The sequence below is a fragment of the Acinetobacter sp. Ac_3412 genome (assembly GCF_013072675.1).
In the GTDB taxonomy this organism is placed as follows: domain Bacteria; phylum Pseudomonadota; class Gammaproteobacteria; order Pseudomonadales; family Moraxellaceae; genus Acinetobacter; species Acinetobacter higginsii.
Genome location: NZ_LXUJ01000009.1, coordinates 366,036 through 381,556, shown reverse-complemented (window position 1 = coordinate 381,556; position 15,521 = coordinate 366,036). Strand labels below are relative to the sequence as shown.

The window sequence follows — 15,521 nt, the reverse complement described above, 5'->3', positions numbered from 1 at the left end:
GCATCATTTTATAATCCTAAGCGCAGTTCCTGACTCCATGTCGATCTAGGTTGTTGGTACAAATGCCAACAGGTCTGTTGCAATGATTGCATCAAGTCATGCTTTGCAGTTTGCCCATGCGGTACCACACAATAGACCACATGAATGCCCTTGGGGTGAAACTCCCTAGCTAAGGACTGTGCTAAAGCGCGAATACTGGCAGACATGCTTTGACTAAATAAATCCTGCTCCGATTCGACTGGTTGTTGAGTCCCTAGAAAAATCAAGGTGCCTTGCTGTTTCGGCAGCATCTGACGAATCACAACTTGGGCAATACCCACCGCCGTTAAACCCGTGTTTTGCCAATAGGACTCAAGCTGTTCAGCCGACAATGCATGGCTATTTTCGGGCAGCACAAAATCAGGCTGGAAAATGCATAAATCGACAAAATGCCCTGCTTTCTGAATCTTATGTATAACACTTTTTAGTGCAGCCACATCTAGTAGATTTAGTCGAACAGCGGTCAGTCCTTCCGCTTGAGCCTCAAGCTGAGGCTGTGTTTGTATCGGATCATGCTGCAGTTGATAAACAGGCAGAGTATCACACTGAACTTGCTCAGCAAAAAGTTGGCTGAGTTGCTGGACATCATTGCCCACAATCACAATACAGCCCTTGGTTTTTCGTTTGGATTTAAACCATTGTGGTAACAACTTACTCATCTTAGAATTTCTCCTGATAAGGACGTAGATCCAATTCATGCGTCCATAAGTCAGCATTTTGCTGATAGAGCATCCAGTAATTTTCGGCAATTGCTTCAATATTTAAACCACCTGTGCCACGGGTTAACCGCGCCAGCCGCCCCAAGCCCCATAAGGCTTTATTGACACGATCACCATCGACCATGCCATCCACCACCACATGCGCCACATGGATATTTTGCGGGCGATATAGCGCTGCCAAATTTAAGGCATAGCTTCTGAGCGCAGACTTGCCCATGGTAAATGCAGCAAAAAAGGGTTTCCCGCGCAATGAGGCACTGGCACCAGTAAAAATCAAGGTGCCCTGCCGCTGTTTTTGAAAAATGGGGAGACTCCGCTGCGCCACCAATACCGCAGATAAAAAGGTCGAACGCCACATTTGGCTAAAAAACTTTAAACTGCTCTGTAAAAAGATCGAAGGAATATTGCCGCCCACATTATGGATCACTGCTGCCAGAGCTTCTGGCTGATCATTTAAATGCTCAAACAAAGCCTGAACCTGTTGCTCATTTTCAGCATCCAGTGCATAGGCCACTGCCTGTCCACCTTGAGCATTAATTGTTGCAGCCACCTTTTCAACTTTATTGAGCGTACGCCCCACCACATAAATTTTGAATTGCTCTTGAGCAAAACGGCGACACACCGCAGCACCAATGCCTTGCTCTGCCCCAACGCCAATCACGACGACAATACCTGTTGACTGAGTTGGTTCTTGATTCGGCCGATTCATAATTGTTGTATCCAATGCTGAATATGCGGATAGCTGTTAATTTTTGGCCCCCAGATTTTACTGGTGCGTATTACCTCTAATAGTTGGGAACCAACTGCGATATCGGCAATGGTTTTGACTTCGCCAACCAGCCAACCCGTTTGACCTAATACCAACTCAATGCGTTCTAGGTGACGTGTAAATTCTGCTTCGATATCAGCCTTTGCCATCCGCCCTGTGCCTTGCATCTTCACTTGCATATTCAGAGCTGCCTTTAGCAAAGGTTTCATCAATACAATTTCATGCTTGGGACGACCCTCTGCACTGATTGCTACTGCATGATTCAAGGCATCGGCATCACTGACCCGGAAATACACTTCATAGAAATATAACAACTCGTCGGACCAGTCTTCCCACAGTTCGACATAGGCTTTTTGTAGTGGATCTACAGGATATAAACGTGGCAAATCTGGATACGCTTCATCCAGATAACGGGCAATGCGGGTACTGTCCTGAATGCGCTGTCCGTTGATGTCCAGCACAGGAACTTTACCGACTTTACTCAACATTGGAACTTTGGCCCCCAAGACGCCGTTATAATTCACGGTTTCAAATGGAATACCTTTAAACTGCAACATCCGTGCGACTTTTTTGCAGAATGGTGAAATTTCCCATTGATGTAAGACCACTGTACTCATTGTTATCTATCCATTTTTATTGAATTCATCTCGATGATAAGCGAGCAGCTTGGCACTCACTCAACTTATCTTACAGATATTTGTCCCTTTGGCGATGCATTCATGTAGATGATTTTCTCTACAATTTATTAATGCACGAAAGTCGACTGCTCTGGAGACAAACCAATTTTGATTTTGGTTTTTGCCACGATGTCAGATTCATCAGTATCATTGGGATGGAAGTCACGACGATAATAAGAAAAAAATTGTGGCACCAGTTTTCGATAGGCCTGCACGGTAAAGCCTGCAAATTTAGCCCACGATTTTAGATTCAGTAATTGCTTATCTCTGGACATCAACACCACTTGGTAGACATTTGAAAAAGTTGTGATGAGGACCAAACTCAGGCTAAAAATCGCAACCCGTGGGATATAGGCATCGAGACCTTTGCCATAGAGATATTCATACATGTCATAGGCAACTGCCTTGTGTTCGGTTTCTTCCACACTGTGCCACAGCCATAAATTGCGAATGGTGGTATCGGTCATTAATTCATTGACGTTTTTCATCATCTCTACCACCAGTACCGCGGTGTAATGTTCCAAACCAACCGTCACCAAGAGATTCCACTTTTTTGGAAAAGTGCGTTCAATCGCTTTAAGGATAATACCTGTCACTTTTTCCAGTGATTCGGGGTCTAGGCCATATTGTTGTGCACTGACATGAAAGGCATGATGTTCTTTGGAATGCATGGCTTCCTGACCAATAAATGCACCAATATCACGATCCAGTTGCGGGTTGCTTTTGACTTGATCACGCAAAGCCCTGACCGAACGAACAAAGTAAGACTCTCCTTCTGGAAATAGGGTGGAAAGGCCTGTGAAATAATGGGTAAAGGTTGGTTCATTATTACACCAGTATTTAGGCATATCCTGAAATTCATAATCCATACGGCGGACTGGAAATGATGCAGGTATCTTTTGCTTTGGTTTTTCTTTTAACGCTGACGCAGACATAACTCACCTCAAGAATAGATCTCAAAATATTAAGTTCCAAAAAAGAACTTAATTGAAAAATATAGCTGCTATGATAAGTTGTCAATAAAGCGGATATCTTAATCGTTCAAGTTGTCCTAAAATGACAGCCTGCTTCCTGTAAAGACATATAGATGGTATTGCGATGAAATGGCATGAACTCGGTGAAATGAATTGTCCAATTGCACGGACTTTGTCGATTTTTGGCGACCGTTGGACCCTGCTGATTATTCGTAATGCTTTTATGAAAACCCGTCGTTTTGATGATTTTCAAAAGCAGTTGGGCATCACCCGTCATTTGCTGACCGAGCGTATCAACCGTTTGGTGGAACACAAGATTTTTGAGAAAGTGCTATATCACGAAGCACCAAAACGTTATGAATATAAGCTGACGGAAAAGGGTTTAGCGCTATACCCGATTATAGTTACCATGAGTACTTGGGGTAATATCTGGCAGAATGAAAATAAGCAGTTTCCCGTATTGCGTTATCTGCATAAAAGCTGTGGGCATGTGACCAGCCCAAGCCTAACTTGTGATTGTTGCAAGCAGCCTCTTGATGCGAGACAGATGTCACCTGTTTATGTGGCGGGTGAGGAATGAGATTAAGGCATGACAAGTGAACAGCACTTACCCAAATAGTTACTGAACCTGTTGTAACCATCAACAAAAAAGCTCTTAGTTTAAATATTCTCGATCCATTTGTTTTATCAAGTGGTGAAATTTATATGCAGAAACATATTATTTTTAATAAAAAACAATATTTTCTATTTAATTAAAATTTCATGACAAATTTAAACATCCCGACTAAGGTATGGGGTTTTAAACATTAGAAAATGGGTAAAACATGAAAAAATTATTAATAATTGGATTAATGCTTGCTTTGGCTGGTTGTAGCAAAACACTTCCACCAGAAAAAACTACGGCTGATGCAGAAGTACAGATGCCAACCGAAAACCCAACTCCATTCCCAATTGAAGGGGCTGATAAACTTGCAGAAGATTGTAATGAAGTGGCAAGTTTAGCTAAAGCAATAATGCAGTTACGCCAGGATAACAAGAATTCTAAGGCAGCATATAAAACGGCTAATGATCAAGGATATGCTAATGGAAAACTAAGCCAACTTGAACATGAATATGTTAATCAGATGCTGGAGTTCGCTTGGGAAAGTTCAGTAGGTGAAACGGAAAAGATTAAGGAAGAACGTGCCAAAGCATTTGGTCAATTGAACTTAATGATGTGCGAAGCGGCTAGAAAATAGAACAACCTATGAATTTAATTAAATTTTTATTATCTGTCTTGTTTTACTTTACAGTGACAACGGTTCAGGCAGCTAATCAAGCATGTTTAGAACATGCAAACGTGGCTGGAGAAGTTATGGGATGGCGGACTACAGGTAAAACATTGAAGGAAAGTCGGGAAAATCTAGACATTGTATATGGAATGGGGCGACTTTATGCACAAAATTACCGCTATTATAGCTCATTGTTAACAATGGCTTACCAGGAGAAAATGGGTAAAAGCAAAGCCGAAAAGAAAGAGCTTATTAAAAATTTTATGAAAAAACATTATGATATTTGTATGACCATTAACTCTTAGATTGGATAGGTAAACAAAGAAAATTGTTTAATCACACCAATTCCGTAATTCTGACTTAAGCTCTATACAAAGCCAGATTTTTTTTGTCTTTAGATGGTAATACTGTTTCACAGAATACTATTACCATCTAAATTTTAGAGTGCAATCCCCTCAGGAAGCGATATACAGAAAATAACGCTATAAGTTGGCATATAAAGTTATGCAATAGGTATAAAAATCCCAGCCTATTACTAGTTAAGTCTGTATACCGGTAAATAAATTTAGATATTTTCTAGAGATGGCCTTAGTTAAACTATAGCAATAACATCAGATTTTATTTGTATCAGAATTCAAAATTACCCAGTTTTGACCCTCAAAATTACAGACGTCTTAGCATAAGCTTAACTTAAGTTACCAAAAATTAATTTGCGGTATAAAATGACTATGCTATAGCTCATCAATTTCAAACCAAATTCTTAATAAGAATAAGCTATTAATTATACTGTAATTTTAACTTCAGGCTGACTCATATCAGAGTATTTAACTCAACCTCTCCATATAGCACATTGAAAAATAAAACAAATATACCCGTGATCAAATCTCAGTTAGCAAAAATCAAGTGACTAAAGATTCTCACTAAAAAACCGTATGATAGATTCTATAATTACAACTACAACCATTCAAAGTTTAGCTTTAAATGACTCGGTTGCAAATTGACTCAAAATACAAATATTTTTAATTAAAACTAAATAAATTTATCAGTCTATTGATGTAATGATTTTAACCACAATAAACTCTCATGAAAAATTTATCTAGCATGATAGATCCAATAAATCTTTTATTGCGCCCCTATTCAATTCTTAATTTTTATGCAAAAATTACAAAAACATACAATTCATTACATCATGAATAAAAATCGACATTTTTTTACACAAAGTCTCCTCTGCGCAATTACAACAATCTTGTTTACACAACAAGCCTGTGCAGATAATTTATTTACACTCTTCCAGAAAGCAAAACTCTATTCTCCTCATTTACCTCTCGCTGAAGCACAAAAGGAAATAGCCAAGCAAAAATTAAATCAGGCGAGAGCAAGTAAAGAGGCTAAGATTAATTTCAGTGCTCAAGAAAAAATGGGTCAAAATAAACGCCCAGGGCAAAGTGAAATAGATTACCGTGTACGTAATTATGCAATACAGTTTTCAATACCTGTTTACAATAAAATCCAAGATGAAACGATTTCAACAGCCAAAATTGGGGAAGAAATTTCTTTAGAACAATTCCAAGTGAGCTATAACGAATTACTGCAGAATATTGTAGACCAGTATTTTAAAATACTCAGCCTAAAGTCCAAACTTGAACTGATACAGCAACAAAAAGTTTTAGTTCTAGAACAAAAGCAAATGGCTATTGCAAACTTTAATCAAGGTATGGTGTCCATTACCGATCTAAAGGAAGCAGAAGCCAAGTTTTCAACCTTACAAAGTCAAGAGCAAAGTATCAATTTTGAGATCTATAAAGAATTAAGTATTCTGGCTGAATTTATAGGTACAGATGACGTTGCTTTTACTAAAAATAAGATTCCCGTTGAAACACTGCCACCGTTATCTTATGGGGATCAATCCTTATATAACCAATTTTTGCTGACAAACAATCATCAAATTCGAATCTCTGAGCTAAACTTAAAAGTATCTCAAAATGAAATAAAACAATCCAAAGCTGAAAAATATCCTGTACTTAATTTTTCCGCAAAAATGAGTCGAAATTTTGACTCTCAAGATTCCGCATTTACCAATAAACAGAATGGCTTAGATTATTTATATGGTCTTGAATTAAACATTCCGATGTATAATTCCGAAAACTACTTCAAAATTAAAGAGCAAAAAGCGTCATTAGAAAAAAATAAGAATGAGTTATTGTTAACGACTCAAAAACAGAAGGCCCAGATGCTGGATAACTTTTACAGCTCTCTATCTGCTATTGCAAAAACCAAAGGCATGCAAGATGCTGAATCTTCATCTCAAAAAGCATGGATAGCCAACAAACGGGCATATGAGGTTGGCATGCGTGTTAATGCTGAGGTTTTAGAAGCACAGGCCAAATATTTTGAAGCAAGACAAGAACGCGTATCTGCATGGTATGAAGCATGGCAAAACTATCTCAAGTTAAAAATAACGACAGGTACATTGATAGAACAAGAAATTCTTGATCTTGATCAAATTTTCCATCCCACCCTTACTCTACAGAATTAAGTTATCACCATGCTCAATAATAAAATGAATGACTTACCTAATTCTATTCAGATTTGGATACTTAACTTAAAGCGCTTAAACGTCAATGTATTAGATATATGCTTTGAAAATTTAATCGACCTAGGTACGCATGCTTTTCAGGATCAGAAGCTACAGGAGTTATGGGCATCACTCAAACTTCAATTAACAGCAGAACATCCAGTTGTTATTCAAAAAAATGAGTCGACTTACATCATTAGCTATTTATTAACATATTCCAATACATCATCTATTATTGGCTTATCAATAGCTCCTCCTATTAATGAAGTCACTCTGGAACTAATACGTACCAGTATGGGCTGGTTATTCTACGAACAGCAAAGCCAAAAACTACAGCACGCTTTTCAAGCAGAACAGTTACTTGAGATTTTTGCTCATGTCGTGAATCAAGACCAATTTAGGGTGGCCGCACAAGAATGGATTAATCAAACAACAAGTTATATTCGGCATCGGTTTCCCCAGCATACGAACATTCAACTAAACTATTTAATGGTCGAAGGCCCACATAAAGTCAAATGGATCGTCTCGTCTGAGCTTTCTTGGACAGAAAAAGGCGCTGCCGATATGCAAAAATTAAATGAGATTGCACTACAAACCTTATTTTTACAGCATGAATTACATGAACATAGTTGGTTTGGTTACCCTATTTTTAACCAAGGAAAGATCCAAGCAATACTTGTGGCAAAAGACCGTGCGCTTGAGCATCAAAATACTCAAATTGAGTTGGGTATCTATTTAAAAAGTAACATCGATTTAATCCATCCACTACTTCAGCATTGGTATCAGTCAGAACAGAGTTTAATTGGCCATAGCCTTCAATCTAGTCGTAATTTATTCAAAAAATACAGTTCAGATGGCCACTATACTTGGAAAATTCTCACTAGTCTTATCATCTTATTTTTACTCTGTATCACCTTAATTCCTGTCGACAAACTCGTCACTGCCAACCTAAATGTTGAAGGTAAAACTCGCTGGATTATTCCTGCACCAACGCAAGGTTTTATAGAAAAGGTATTTGTTCGTCCTGGAGATAAAGTCCAAAAAGACCAAGCCTTAATTCAACTCGATAATACCGATTTAAAAATTCAACTGGCTGAACAACAAAGCTTATTGGATCAAGCGCAGCATCAATTTCGCGTCGCAATGGCAGATCAAAATTTAACAGATAGTGGTTTAGCCGCAAATCAAATTAAACAGCAAGAAACCAAGATCCAAACACTACAAAGAAAGATCAATCAAACCCGAGTTTCCGCCCCAATAACAGGAACAGTTATTGATGGAGACTGGATTCAACAAATTGGAACCCCTATTGAAGATGGTAAGGAACTCTTCCAGATTGCATCACAAGATGCCTATAAAGTGATCTTACATGTGGCAGATAAAGACATTCACTTGATTGAAAAAGATCAAAAGGGAAATTTAAAGCTGACAGGTTTGCCAGATCAAACTTTCCCTATTCGTATTACCCGTATTACACCAGTCGCTTCTGTTCAAAGTAATGTGAATGGCTTTAAAGTTGAGGCTGCTTGGCTAGATTCTCCCCCTGCTCTGACCCCAGGTATGCAAGGTGTTGGAAAAATTACGGTTGGTAAAACCAACCTACTCCTTCGCTGGTCACGAGATTTCATCAACTGGATGAAATTAAAAATCTGGGCGAACTGGTAAAGCGATGCAAAGCTTATTCTCTGAACATTGGCATCTGGTGCGGCATCTTAGCCCCCAATTACGCCAGAATATTGAGGTTCTACCACGCACGCTAAGAGGCCGTGCGTGGTTTCTGTTGTTTGAACCAATGTCGCAGCGGTTTGTGCGAGTTAACCCTGAAACATGGTATGTCATTACCTTATTAGACGGCCAATCCAATGTAGAACAAATTTGGGATAAAGCAGCAGAATATATCGAACAACAAAATATTCATTTAAATAAGCAATATCGAGCAATTAGCCAAAATGAATTAGTCCAGCTTCTGACTCAGCTCTATAACAACGACCTGCTACAAACTGAAGTTTCTTTTGATGCAGAGGAAATGTTTAAACGGTTTAAGAAGCATAAATTCAATAAATTAAAGCAATCGTTCTTAAATCCGATGAGTCTCAAAATACCATTGGTTTATCCAGATCGATTTTTTAATCAATTACAAAAAGTCGCCCAATCAGTTTTTAGCATCTGGGGCTTACTCATTTGGTTGATGATCGTATGCCCGGCCTTATTATTGCTTGCCGAACATTGGCAAAGCCTAACCAATAATTTGTCAGATCGGGTGTTGTCTGCGAGTAACCTGTTAATTCTTTGGTTTACCTATCCAATTGTTAAATTAATTCATGAATTCGCTCATGGCTTAGCCATAAAAGCATGGAATGGCAATGTTCGGGAAATGGGCTTGATGTTCATTCTATTTATTCCCATCCCGTATGTTGATGCCACCTCGTCCTATCACTTTATTTCCAAGTGGCAAAGGATTGCTGTATCTATTGCAGGCATATTGACAGAATTATTATTGGGTGCAATTGCCATTTACCTATGGGTCTCCACCGAATCTGGACTCATTCATGCTTTTGCTTATAACGTCATCTTTATCGCAACTGTTTCCACCGTGTTGGTCAATGGTAATCCATTGATGCGTTATGACGGTTACTATATTTTGTCTGATTTACTTGAAATTCCAAATTTAGCAGGTCGAGCAACAAAATATTGGGTTTATTTATCTGACCGTTATCTTTTGGGCGCTAAAACAGCTCAACCGCCCTATGCTGCTGAAAATGAAAAATTTTGGCTAATTAGTTATGGTTTTATCTCTCCAATCTACCGCATCACCATCATGGTGAGCTTAATTTGGTTTGTGGCTCAGAAATATTTTTTCTTTGGTGTCATTCTGGCCTTTATTTCTGGATTTATGACAATTGTTTTACCTCTCTATAAAGGCATTAAACATATCTATCAAGGAGCAACATTGTCAAAATATCGTGATCAGGCTATCCGACGTTTCTGGGGAATTCTTGCTACGCTTATCGTGATTTTTTTTATTCTTCCCTTTCCTTATTTTAGTACTCAGCAAGCTATCGTATGGATGCCTGAAGAGTCAATCATTCGAGCCAATGAATCAGGTCATATTGCAACAATCAATTTGAAAAACAATCAGATTCAGCAAAACCAAATGCTTTTTCAACTCTCTAATGCTGAACTCACAGAAAAATATGAACTACAAAAACTACAGGTTGAAGAATTAGATTATAAACTCAGACAAGCTTCACTTGATGATATATCGCAACAACGTAAATTAGAGTATCAAAAACAAGGTGCTGTGCAGCAACTCCAACAATATCAGACCAAATTTGAACAACTTCAAGTCTATAGCCCACTTGCTGGTCACTGGTTTGCTAAAGATAGCATTGAACTCAATCAAAGATTTTACAAGCGTGGGGATATCATTGGTTATGTCATCAATCAACCCGCCCAGATTGTTCGTAGTGCCGTTTTACAACAAGATTATGATTTGATTCAAACAAGGTTAAAAGGAATCGAAATTCGATTTAAAAACCATTTTGATGTGGTTTATACAGGCAAGATTATTCGAAGTACACCACAAACACAAAAGAAACTTCTCTCTTCAGCATTAGGTAGTCAGGCGGGAGGAAACATCACCGTTGACCCCAATGATCAGGAAGGTACAACGGCTTTACAAAACTATTTCGATCTCGATATTCAATTATCACAACCGTTGGACTCTTCTGTATTTGGTGATGTCGCATACGTTCGTTATGATTTAGGTTATTCGCCACTGGCATGGCAGTGGATCAGAAAATTGCATCAATTATTTTTGGAGCAGTTCTATGTCTAATCTGCGGGTGGTTCAAAGCCTATCATTGCGCCCTTTTCATCTCTCTAACGTTGCCCGTGTAGAACAAAAAGATCAGGAATTGCATAAATTAGAAATTTTCTTTGCCAACCTTTTAGGCTGGATTCCCGCAAAAAAAATTTCCAGAACACATATTCAAAAGTTTGCTCAAGCAATTTCACCTCACCGAGAAGCATTAAAACAGCTTGATCAAGAACAGCTCATACAAAAATTTCAACAAGCCATTCACGACTTATCAACACAACCCTCACATGATACCGCGATCGCTGTAATTTTTGCTTGCGTAGGAGAAGGCATCTCCCGTGTCTTCAATATTTACCCACATCCTGTTCAGTTTATGGGTGCCTATATTCTACTAACGGGCCGCCTTGCTGAAATGCCCACTGGAGAAGGTAAAACGCTGGTTGCTGGTATGGCAGCAACTATTATGGCGGCAACAGGAAATTTTGTTCATGTTCTCACGACCAATGCATATTTAGCACAACGTGACGAAGAGGAATTACGTTCTTTATTTCAGTTTTTTCAACTGAGTAGCGCTGCCATTTATGGTGAAATGGAAATTCCAGAAAGAAAGGAAAATTATCACAAGCAAATTTGCTATGTGAGTGCCAATGAAATTGTATTTGATTATCTAAAAGATCATATTTCAGGCAAAGGTACTCAACCTCGCCAGATTGAAAACTTACGTGCATTGGCAACGGGACAAACTTCTGACGACGGGATGATTGTTCCTGCACTGCACTTCTGTATCGTAGATGAAGCGGATAGCGTATTTATTGATGAAGCTCAAACCCCTATGGTTATCTCTCAAGAAGCTGAAGGGCTTATTGAAGCAGCCATAATTCACTGGGCAATTGAACAAGCACTGCAGCTTGTTGCAGACGTTGATTTTTCAATACTCGAAGCTGAGCATCATGTTGATATTGAAAAAATCCCTGTCAATAAAGAAATTCCACTTCCTCAGAATGTACGCCCAATATGGTATAACCATGCTTGGAAAATGCTGCTGATTAAACAAGCGTTAACGGCATTACACCTCTACCATAAAGACCAACATTATATTATTCAAGACAATAAAATTCAGATTGTAGATGAGTCCACAGGACGAATCATGGCTGATCGTTCTTGGGAACAAGGTCTACATCAACTGATTGAAGCAAAAGAAAAGGTAGAACTGACTAAAGGTCGAGATACGTTAGCGCGTATGACCTTTCAGCGTTTTTTTAGACGATATTTACTGTTATCTGGGCTCACAGGAACCGGTTTAGAAGTTTCAAAAGAACTCTGGATGATTTATCGCTTAAAAGTTTGCCAAATCCCACCGAATATTCCATCTAAGCGTAAGCAATTTAAACATCATTATTTTAAAAATAATCAACAGAAATATATCGCGATTGCCCAGCATGCAAAAACAATGGCAGATACAAATCGTTCTGTTTTGGTGGGTACGCGCAGTATCGAAGCCTCAGAAGCTATTTCCGAGGCCCTGACGCAACTCAACATTGAACATATTGTGTTAAATGCGCGCCAAGATGCACAGGAAGCCGCCATCATTGCTGAAGCGGGTCACAGTGGAAAAATTACAGTAGCGACCAACATGGCTGGGCGTGGTACCGATATTAAGCTGCGCCCAGAAACCAAACAAGCCGGTGGCCTACATGTCATTTTAACTGAATTTCATGAATCCGCTCGTATTGACCGTCAACTCTATGGTCGAGCTGGACGTCAGGGAGATCAAGGCTCATGTGTTGCCTATGTTTCAGGTGAAGATCAACTCATGCAACAAAATATCCAAGGGTTGATCTATCTACTCAATCTCATCCCTATTTATATACTTAGACACTATTTTTTAAGTCTTGCAGTCAAACATATGCAGAAGAAATGTCAGAAACGAGCTTATCGCAATCGTATCTCAATGTTTAAACAAGATAAAAAATTAAATTCTCAAATTGGCTTTGCTGGAAAAATTTATTAAATGAAATACGCACTTGTTTTCTTCGCCACTCTCAGCTGTTCTACCTCAGTGCTTGCAGATTCATTAAATTTTGCATGTATGGTACAGCCTGCACAAATTGTTGAAATTCGCAGCCCGATTACAGGTATTTTGCAAAATATTCCGGTTAAATCCGGTATGCCAATTAAAAAAGGACAAGTTCTGGCACAAATCGAATCAAGTGTAGAAAAATCCGCTACGCAAACTGCATATTTTCGAACGCAATTACGCGGTTCAGCCAATACGGCACGTTCTAAAATCGAACATGCCGAAAGCAAAGTAAATCGTATGAAACAACTACTGGCGGAAAATTTTGTCTCAAAACAAGCCTATGACGATGCATATAGTGAGCTACAGCAAGCCCGTTCAGAATTGCAGACTGCACAGGAAAATATTAAACAGGCTGAATATGAATACAAACAAAGTCAGGCCGATTTAAATCGCAGAACCATTTATAGTCCTTTTAACGGCGTCGTGATACAACAATATATTTATGCTGGAAGTCTGGTAAATCCAACCGAAGGAAAAAATCCAATTTTAAAAATTGCACAAACAGACCAATTTAAAATTAATGCAATTATTCCATTAAAGTATTTTAATACAGTTAGAAAGGGACAAAAGCTAAAATTGATTCCCGAAGCTCCATTTGAAAAATATGCAGCAATCATTCAGCTTGACCATGTCGATCAGGTCATTGATGCAAGCTCTGGTACATTTAGTGCGGGTGCAACCATCAAAAGTAACAGTGTTAAATTCCCGAGTGGAATTCGTTGTAAGATGTATTTATAATGATAATAGCACTTCTTAATTTAATTATACCTTTAAATAATTAATAAAATAAGAAGTGCCAAAATTATCTTAAAACCCTACAAACATAGTTGTTGAATTTTAATATAAGGATGTGAAACAAGGAGTGGAATTGGTGTGCCAATTGATATATTTTGATTACCCGAAGTCAAATTTACAATTGAGGATGTAACTAAATAATTATTATTTTTATATACAGATACGAATAATTTCGCCACATGTTGTGGATATTTTTTTTGAGCTGCCTGATATGACTCATAGAAAGAATTCCATTTGTTATCTGGTATATCTATAAAAAAATCTTGCAATTGAGGTATTGTATAATTGGAAAAATCAAAATTTAGTTCAACCGGAGTTTGATATTTACTAACAGGATATATATAACGAAAAACACCAGCATTTGAAGTAGGCGCCGCTAATCGTACATTACATGAAGGATTAGGAAAACCACCACTTGCAAGTGTGCCAGTATCTTGCCATGTTGCTGCTGAAACATACGAAGATAGAATTATAGTAGAACTAATAATAAGACCTTTTAGTATTTTAGTCATCTTTTTCACTTAAGATTATAATTGAAACCACATTATATATAAAAAACTCTATTTAACATACTTATTAAAAATAAAATTTCACATACAAAAAAAACCACCCCAATAATTTAAAAACATCACCATTTTAAATCATTAATTTAAATTTCAGGGATGAATTATTCATCCCTTTTTTAAAATTATATTAAACTTCTAAAGTATTTTTTATTTCCTGCTCTAACCTTTCATGGAATTGTTCTTCTGTCATATTTTTAAAGAATCTATTTCTATGAACATAAGTTAAAGCTTCTGCTACCAATTGATCATATAAAGGATCATTGACATATTTTGCCAGCACCAATCTAGATATTGCACCTAAGCCTGAGATATACTCTTTTTCATCGCCATGATTAAGCCACTGGTTTAAAATTTTTATATCTTGATGCTTTTCTGCATCATAAATAAGAAAATCATGTACTTGCTGTAAAACATGTTGCAATTGTTTTGGGTCATTAAAAGAACTGGGCTCACCGGTTATACCATGCAGATCTGGTAAATACTGTAAGGTATGGCCATCTATAGGATGTTGACGTAGTATACGAATTGCTTTTTCTACTGAAACTTGAATATATGTAAGCAAATTAACTTCTTGATAAGATATGATATTCGATTTATTTGAACATATTATTGAAATATCTTCATACAATTGAAAATCAAAATCCCTACAATACCTATTCAATTGATTAAACTGATTTTTTTTTGTTTTCCTCGTAAAATTTAAACTTTCCTTATTTAAGTCCAACCATTGTTTTGCAAAAATACTAAGCATTTCTGATGATGGAGGAATAGCTTTAAACTGTTCCAACTGTTCTTTAGTTAAAGGCTTAACCGCATCTAGCATTCTTTCCATGCTTTCTTGTTCAGGAAATATTTTTTCCTTACTAAAAAAGTGATAAGACCTTGCATCAAAAGCAACTAAGCCATGCTGACGTAATGTTTCAACCAAAACTTTATAGAGATATTTACTTTTAAATAATAACCCCTGTTCAATTTTAAAGACATTATCAACAGCATCAAAATAGCGTTTTACATTGGTAAATGATGCAATAATTTCTTCATCAAAATTAACTGAAAGCTCAGGATCAGTTACGATGCTTTCTACATCAAGTAGCCAAGTTTTCAACTTATCTGTAAAACCAATGGCTTGTGAGTTGGTCGCATAATATTCAGCTTGTTCTAAGGTATTAATCGAAATATTAGGATGATGCTGCGTTGCATCCCAAATATAAAATAATGAGGACATTTATATTCCTT

The 15,521-nt window shown here is 37.6% G+C and carries 14 protein-coding genes; 8 read left to right on the top strand and 6 right to left on the bottom strand.

The genetic code is table 11. From position 1 onward, the window contains the following. Window positions 1-8: 8 nt before the first annotated feature. The 4 genes from A7P54_RS10090 to A7P54_RS10075 form a co-directional block, all read right to left on the bottom strand. Window positions 9-698 carry an oxidoreductase gene (locus A7P54_RS10090; RefSeq protein ID WP_171549478.1) on the bottom strand — a complete coding sequence of 230 codons (690 nt, stop codon included), beginning with the start codon at window positions 696-698 and terminating at the stop codon, window positions 9-11. A 1-nt stretch (window position 699) separates the two neighbouring features. Continuing rightward, a complete protein-coding gene (locus tag A7P54_RS10085; protein ID WP_171549477.1) occupies window positions 700-1,467 on the bottom strand; it encodes an SDR family NAD(P)-dependent oxidoreductase in 768 nt (255 codons plus the stop codon). Further along, window positions 1,464-2,144 carry a glutathione S-transferase family protein gene (locus A7P54_RS10080; RefSeq protein ID WP_171549476.1) on the bottom strand — a complete coding sequence of 227 codons (681 nt, stop codon included), beginning with the start codon at window positions 2,142-2,144 and terminating at the stop codon, window positions 1,464-1,466. Before A7P54_RS10080 ends, A7P54_RS10085 begins: the two co-directional genes overlap by 4 nt. A gap of 128 nt (window positions 2,145-2,272) precedes the next feature. Continuing rightward, window positions 2,273-3,139 (bottom strand): metal-dependent hydrolase, encoded by an 867-nt coding sequence (locus A7P54_RS10075; RefSeq protein ID WP_216077079.1) that lies wholly within the window; start codon window positions 3,137-3,139, stop codon window positions 2,273-2,275. Window positions 3,140-3,302: 163 nt separating this feature from the next. Here A7P54_RS10075 and A7P54_RS10070 point away from each other — a divergent pair, with 163 nt between their 5' ends. From A7P54_RS10070 to A7P54_RS10035, 8 genes are all read left to right on the top strand, one after another. Beyond that, complete coding sequence (locus tag A7P54_RS10070) at window positions 3,303-3,758, top strand: helix-turn-helix domain-containing protein (protein WP_171549475.1); 456 nt, start codon at window positions 3,303-3,305, stop codon at window positions 3,756-3,758. 244 nt (window positions 3,759-4,002) lie between these two features. Then, the gene (locus tag A7P54_RS10065) at window positions 4,003-4,416 is read left to right on the top strand and encodes a hypothetical protein (RefSeq protein ID WP_171549474.1); all 414 of its coding nucleotides are present in this window, start codon (window positions 4,003-4,005) and stop codon (window positions 4,414-4,416) included. Window positions 4,417-4,424: 8 nt separating this feature from the next. Continuing rightward, window positions 4,425-4,754, top strand: a complete 330-nt coding sequence (locus tag A7P54_RS10060) for a hypothetical protein (protein ID WP_171549473.1) — start codon at window positions 4,425-4,427, stop codon at window positions 4,752-4,754. Between the two features lie 848 nt (window positions 4,755-5,602). After that, entirely contained in the window at window positions 5,603-6,985 is a 1,383-nt protein-coding gene (locus tag A7P54_RS10055; RefSeq protein WP_171549472.1) for a TolC family protein, read from the top strand. Between the two features lie 9 nt (window positions 6,986-6,994). Next, window positions 6,995-8,689 carry an efflux RND transporter periplasmic adaptor subunit gene (locus tag A7P54_RS10050; protein ID WP_171549471.1) on the top strand — a complete coding sequence of 565 codons (1,695 nt, stop codon included), beginning with the start codon at window positions 6,995-6,997 and terminating at the stop codon, window positions 8,687-8,689. Window positions 8,690-8,693: 4 nt separating this feature from the next. Next, window positions 8,694-10,862, top strand: a complete 2,169-nt coding sequence (locus A7P54_RS10045) for a site-2 protease family protein (protein WP_171549470.1) — start codon at window positions 8,694-8,696, stop codon at window positions 10,860-10,862. Continuing rightward, window positions 10,855-12,855, top strand: coding sequence for a DEAD/DEAH box helicase (locus A7P54_RS10040; protein WP_171549469.1), 2,001 nt, complete (start codon window positions 10,855-10,857; stop codon window positions 12,853-12,855). The genes A7P54_RS10045 and A7P54_RS10040 overlap by 8 nt, the downstream gene beginning before the upstream one ends. Further along, complete coding sequence (locus tag A7P54_RS10035) at window positions 12,856-13,662, top strand: efflux RND transporter periplasmic adaptor subunit (protein WP_033133533.1); 807 nt, start codon at window positions 12,856-12,858, stop codon at window positions 13,660-13,662. A gap of 77 nt (window positions 13,663-13,739) precedes the next feature. On the opposite strand, the gene A7P54_RS10030 is transcribed toward A7P54_RS10035, so the two are convergent. Together A7P54_RS10030 and A7P54_RS10025 are read right to left on the bottom strand one after the other, a co-directional pair. After that, window positions 13,740-14,231, bottom strand: coding sequence for a hypothetical protein (locus A7P54_RS10030; protein ID WP_171549468.1), 492 nt, complete (start codon window positions 14,229-14,231; stop codon window positions 13,740-13,742). 181 nt (window positions 14,232-14,412) lie between these two features. Beyond that, complete coding sequence (locus A7P54_RS10025) at window positions 14,413-15,510, bottom strand: hypothetical protein (protein ID WP_171549467.1); 1,098 nt, start codon at window positions 15,508-15,510, stop codon at window positions 14,413-14,415. Window positions 15,511-15,521 lie beyond the last annotated feature (11 nt).

Coding starts and splice junctions, on each gene's coding strand:
- A7P54_RS10090 (WP_171549478.1), bottom strand. CDS start 698: ATGAGTAAGTTGTTACCACAATGGTTTAAATCCAAACGAAAAACCAAG.
- A7P54_RS10085 (WP_171549477.1), bottom strand. CDS start 1,467: ATGAATCGGCCGAATCAAGAACCAACTCAGTCAACAGGTATTGTCGTC.
- A7P54_RS10080 (WP_171549476.1), bottom strand. CDS start 2,144: ATGAGTACAGTGGTCTTACATCAATGGGAAATTTCACCATTCTGCAAA.
- A7P54_RS10075 (WP_216077079.1), bottom strand. CDS start 3,139: ATGTCTGCGTCAGCGTTAAAAGAAAAACCAAAGCAAAAGATACCTGCA.
- A7P54_RS10070 (WP_171549475.1), top strand. CDS start 3,303: ATGAAATGGCATGAACTCGGTGAAATGAATTGTCCAATTGCACGGACT.
- A7P54_RS10065 (WP_171549474.1), top strand. CDS start 4,003: ATGAAAAAATTATTAATAATTGGATTAATGCTTGCTTTGGCTGGTTGT.
- A7P54_RS10060 (WP_171549473.1), top strand. CDS start 4,425: ATGAATTTAATTAAATTTTTATTATCTGTCTTGTTTTACTTTACAGTG.
- A7P54_RS10055 (WP_171549472.1), top strand. CDS start 5,603: ATGCAAAAATTACAAAAACATACAATTCATTACATCATGAATAAAAAT.
- A7P54_RS10050 (WP_171549471.1), top strand. CDS start 6,995: ATGCTCAATAATAAAATGAATGACTTACCTAATTCTATTCAGATTTGG.
- A7P54_RS10045 (WP_171549470.1), top strand. CDS start 8,694: ATGCAAAGCTTATTCTCTGAACATTGGCATCTGGTGCGGCATCTTAGC.
- A7P54_RS10040 (WP_171549469.1), top strand. CDS start 10,855: ATGTCTAATCTGCGGGTGGTTCAAAGCCTATCATTGCGCCCTTTTCAT.
- A7P54_RS10035 (WP_033133533.1), top strand. CDS start 12,856: ATGAAATACGCACTTGTTTTCTTCGCCACTCTCAGCTGTTCTACCTCA.
- A7P54_RS10030 (WP_171549468.1), bottom strand. CDS start 14,231: ATGACTAAAATACTAAAAGGTCTTATTATTAGTTCTACTATAATTCTA.
- A7P54_RS10025 (WP_171549467.1), bottom strand. CDS start 15,510: ATGTCCTCATTATTTTATATTTGGGATGCAACGCAGCATCATCCTAAT.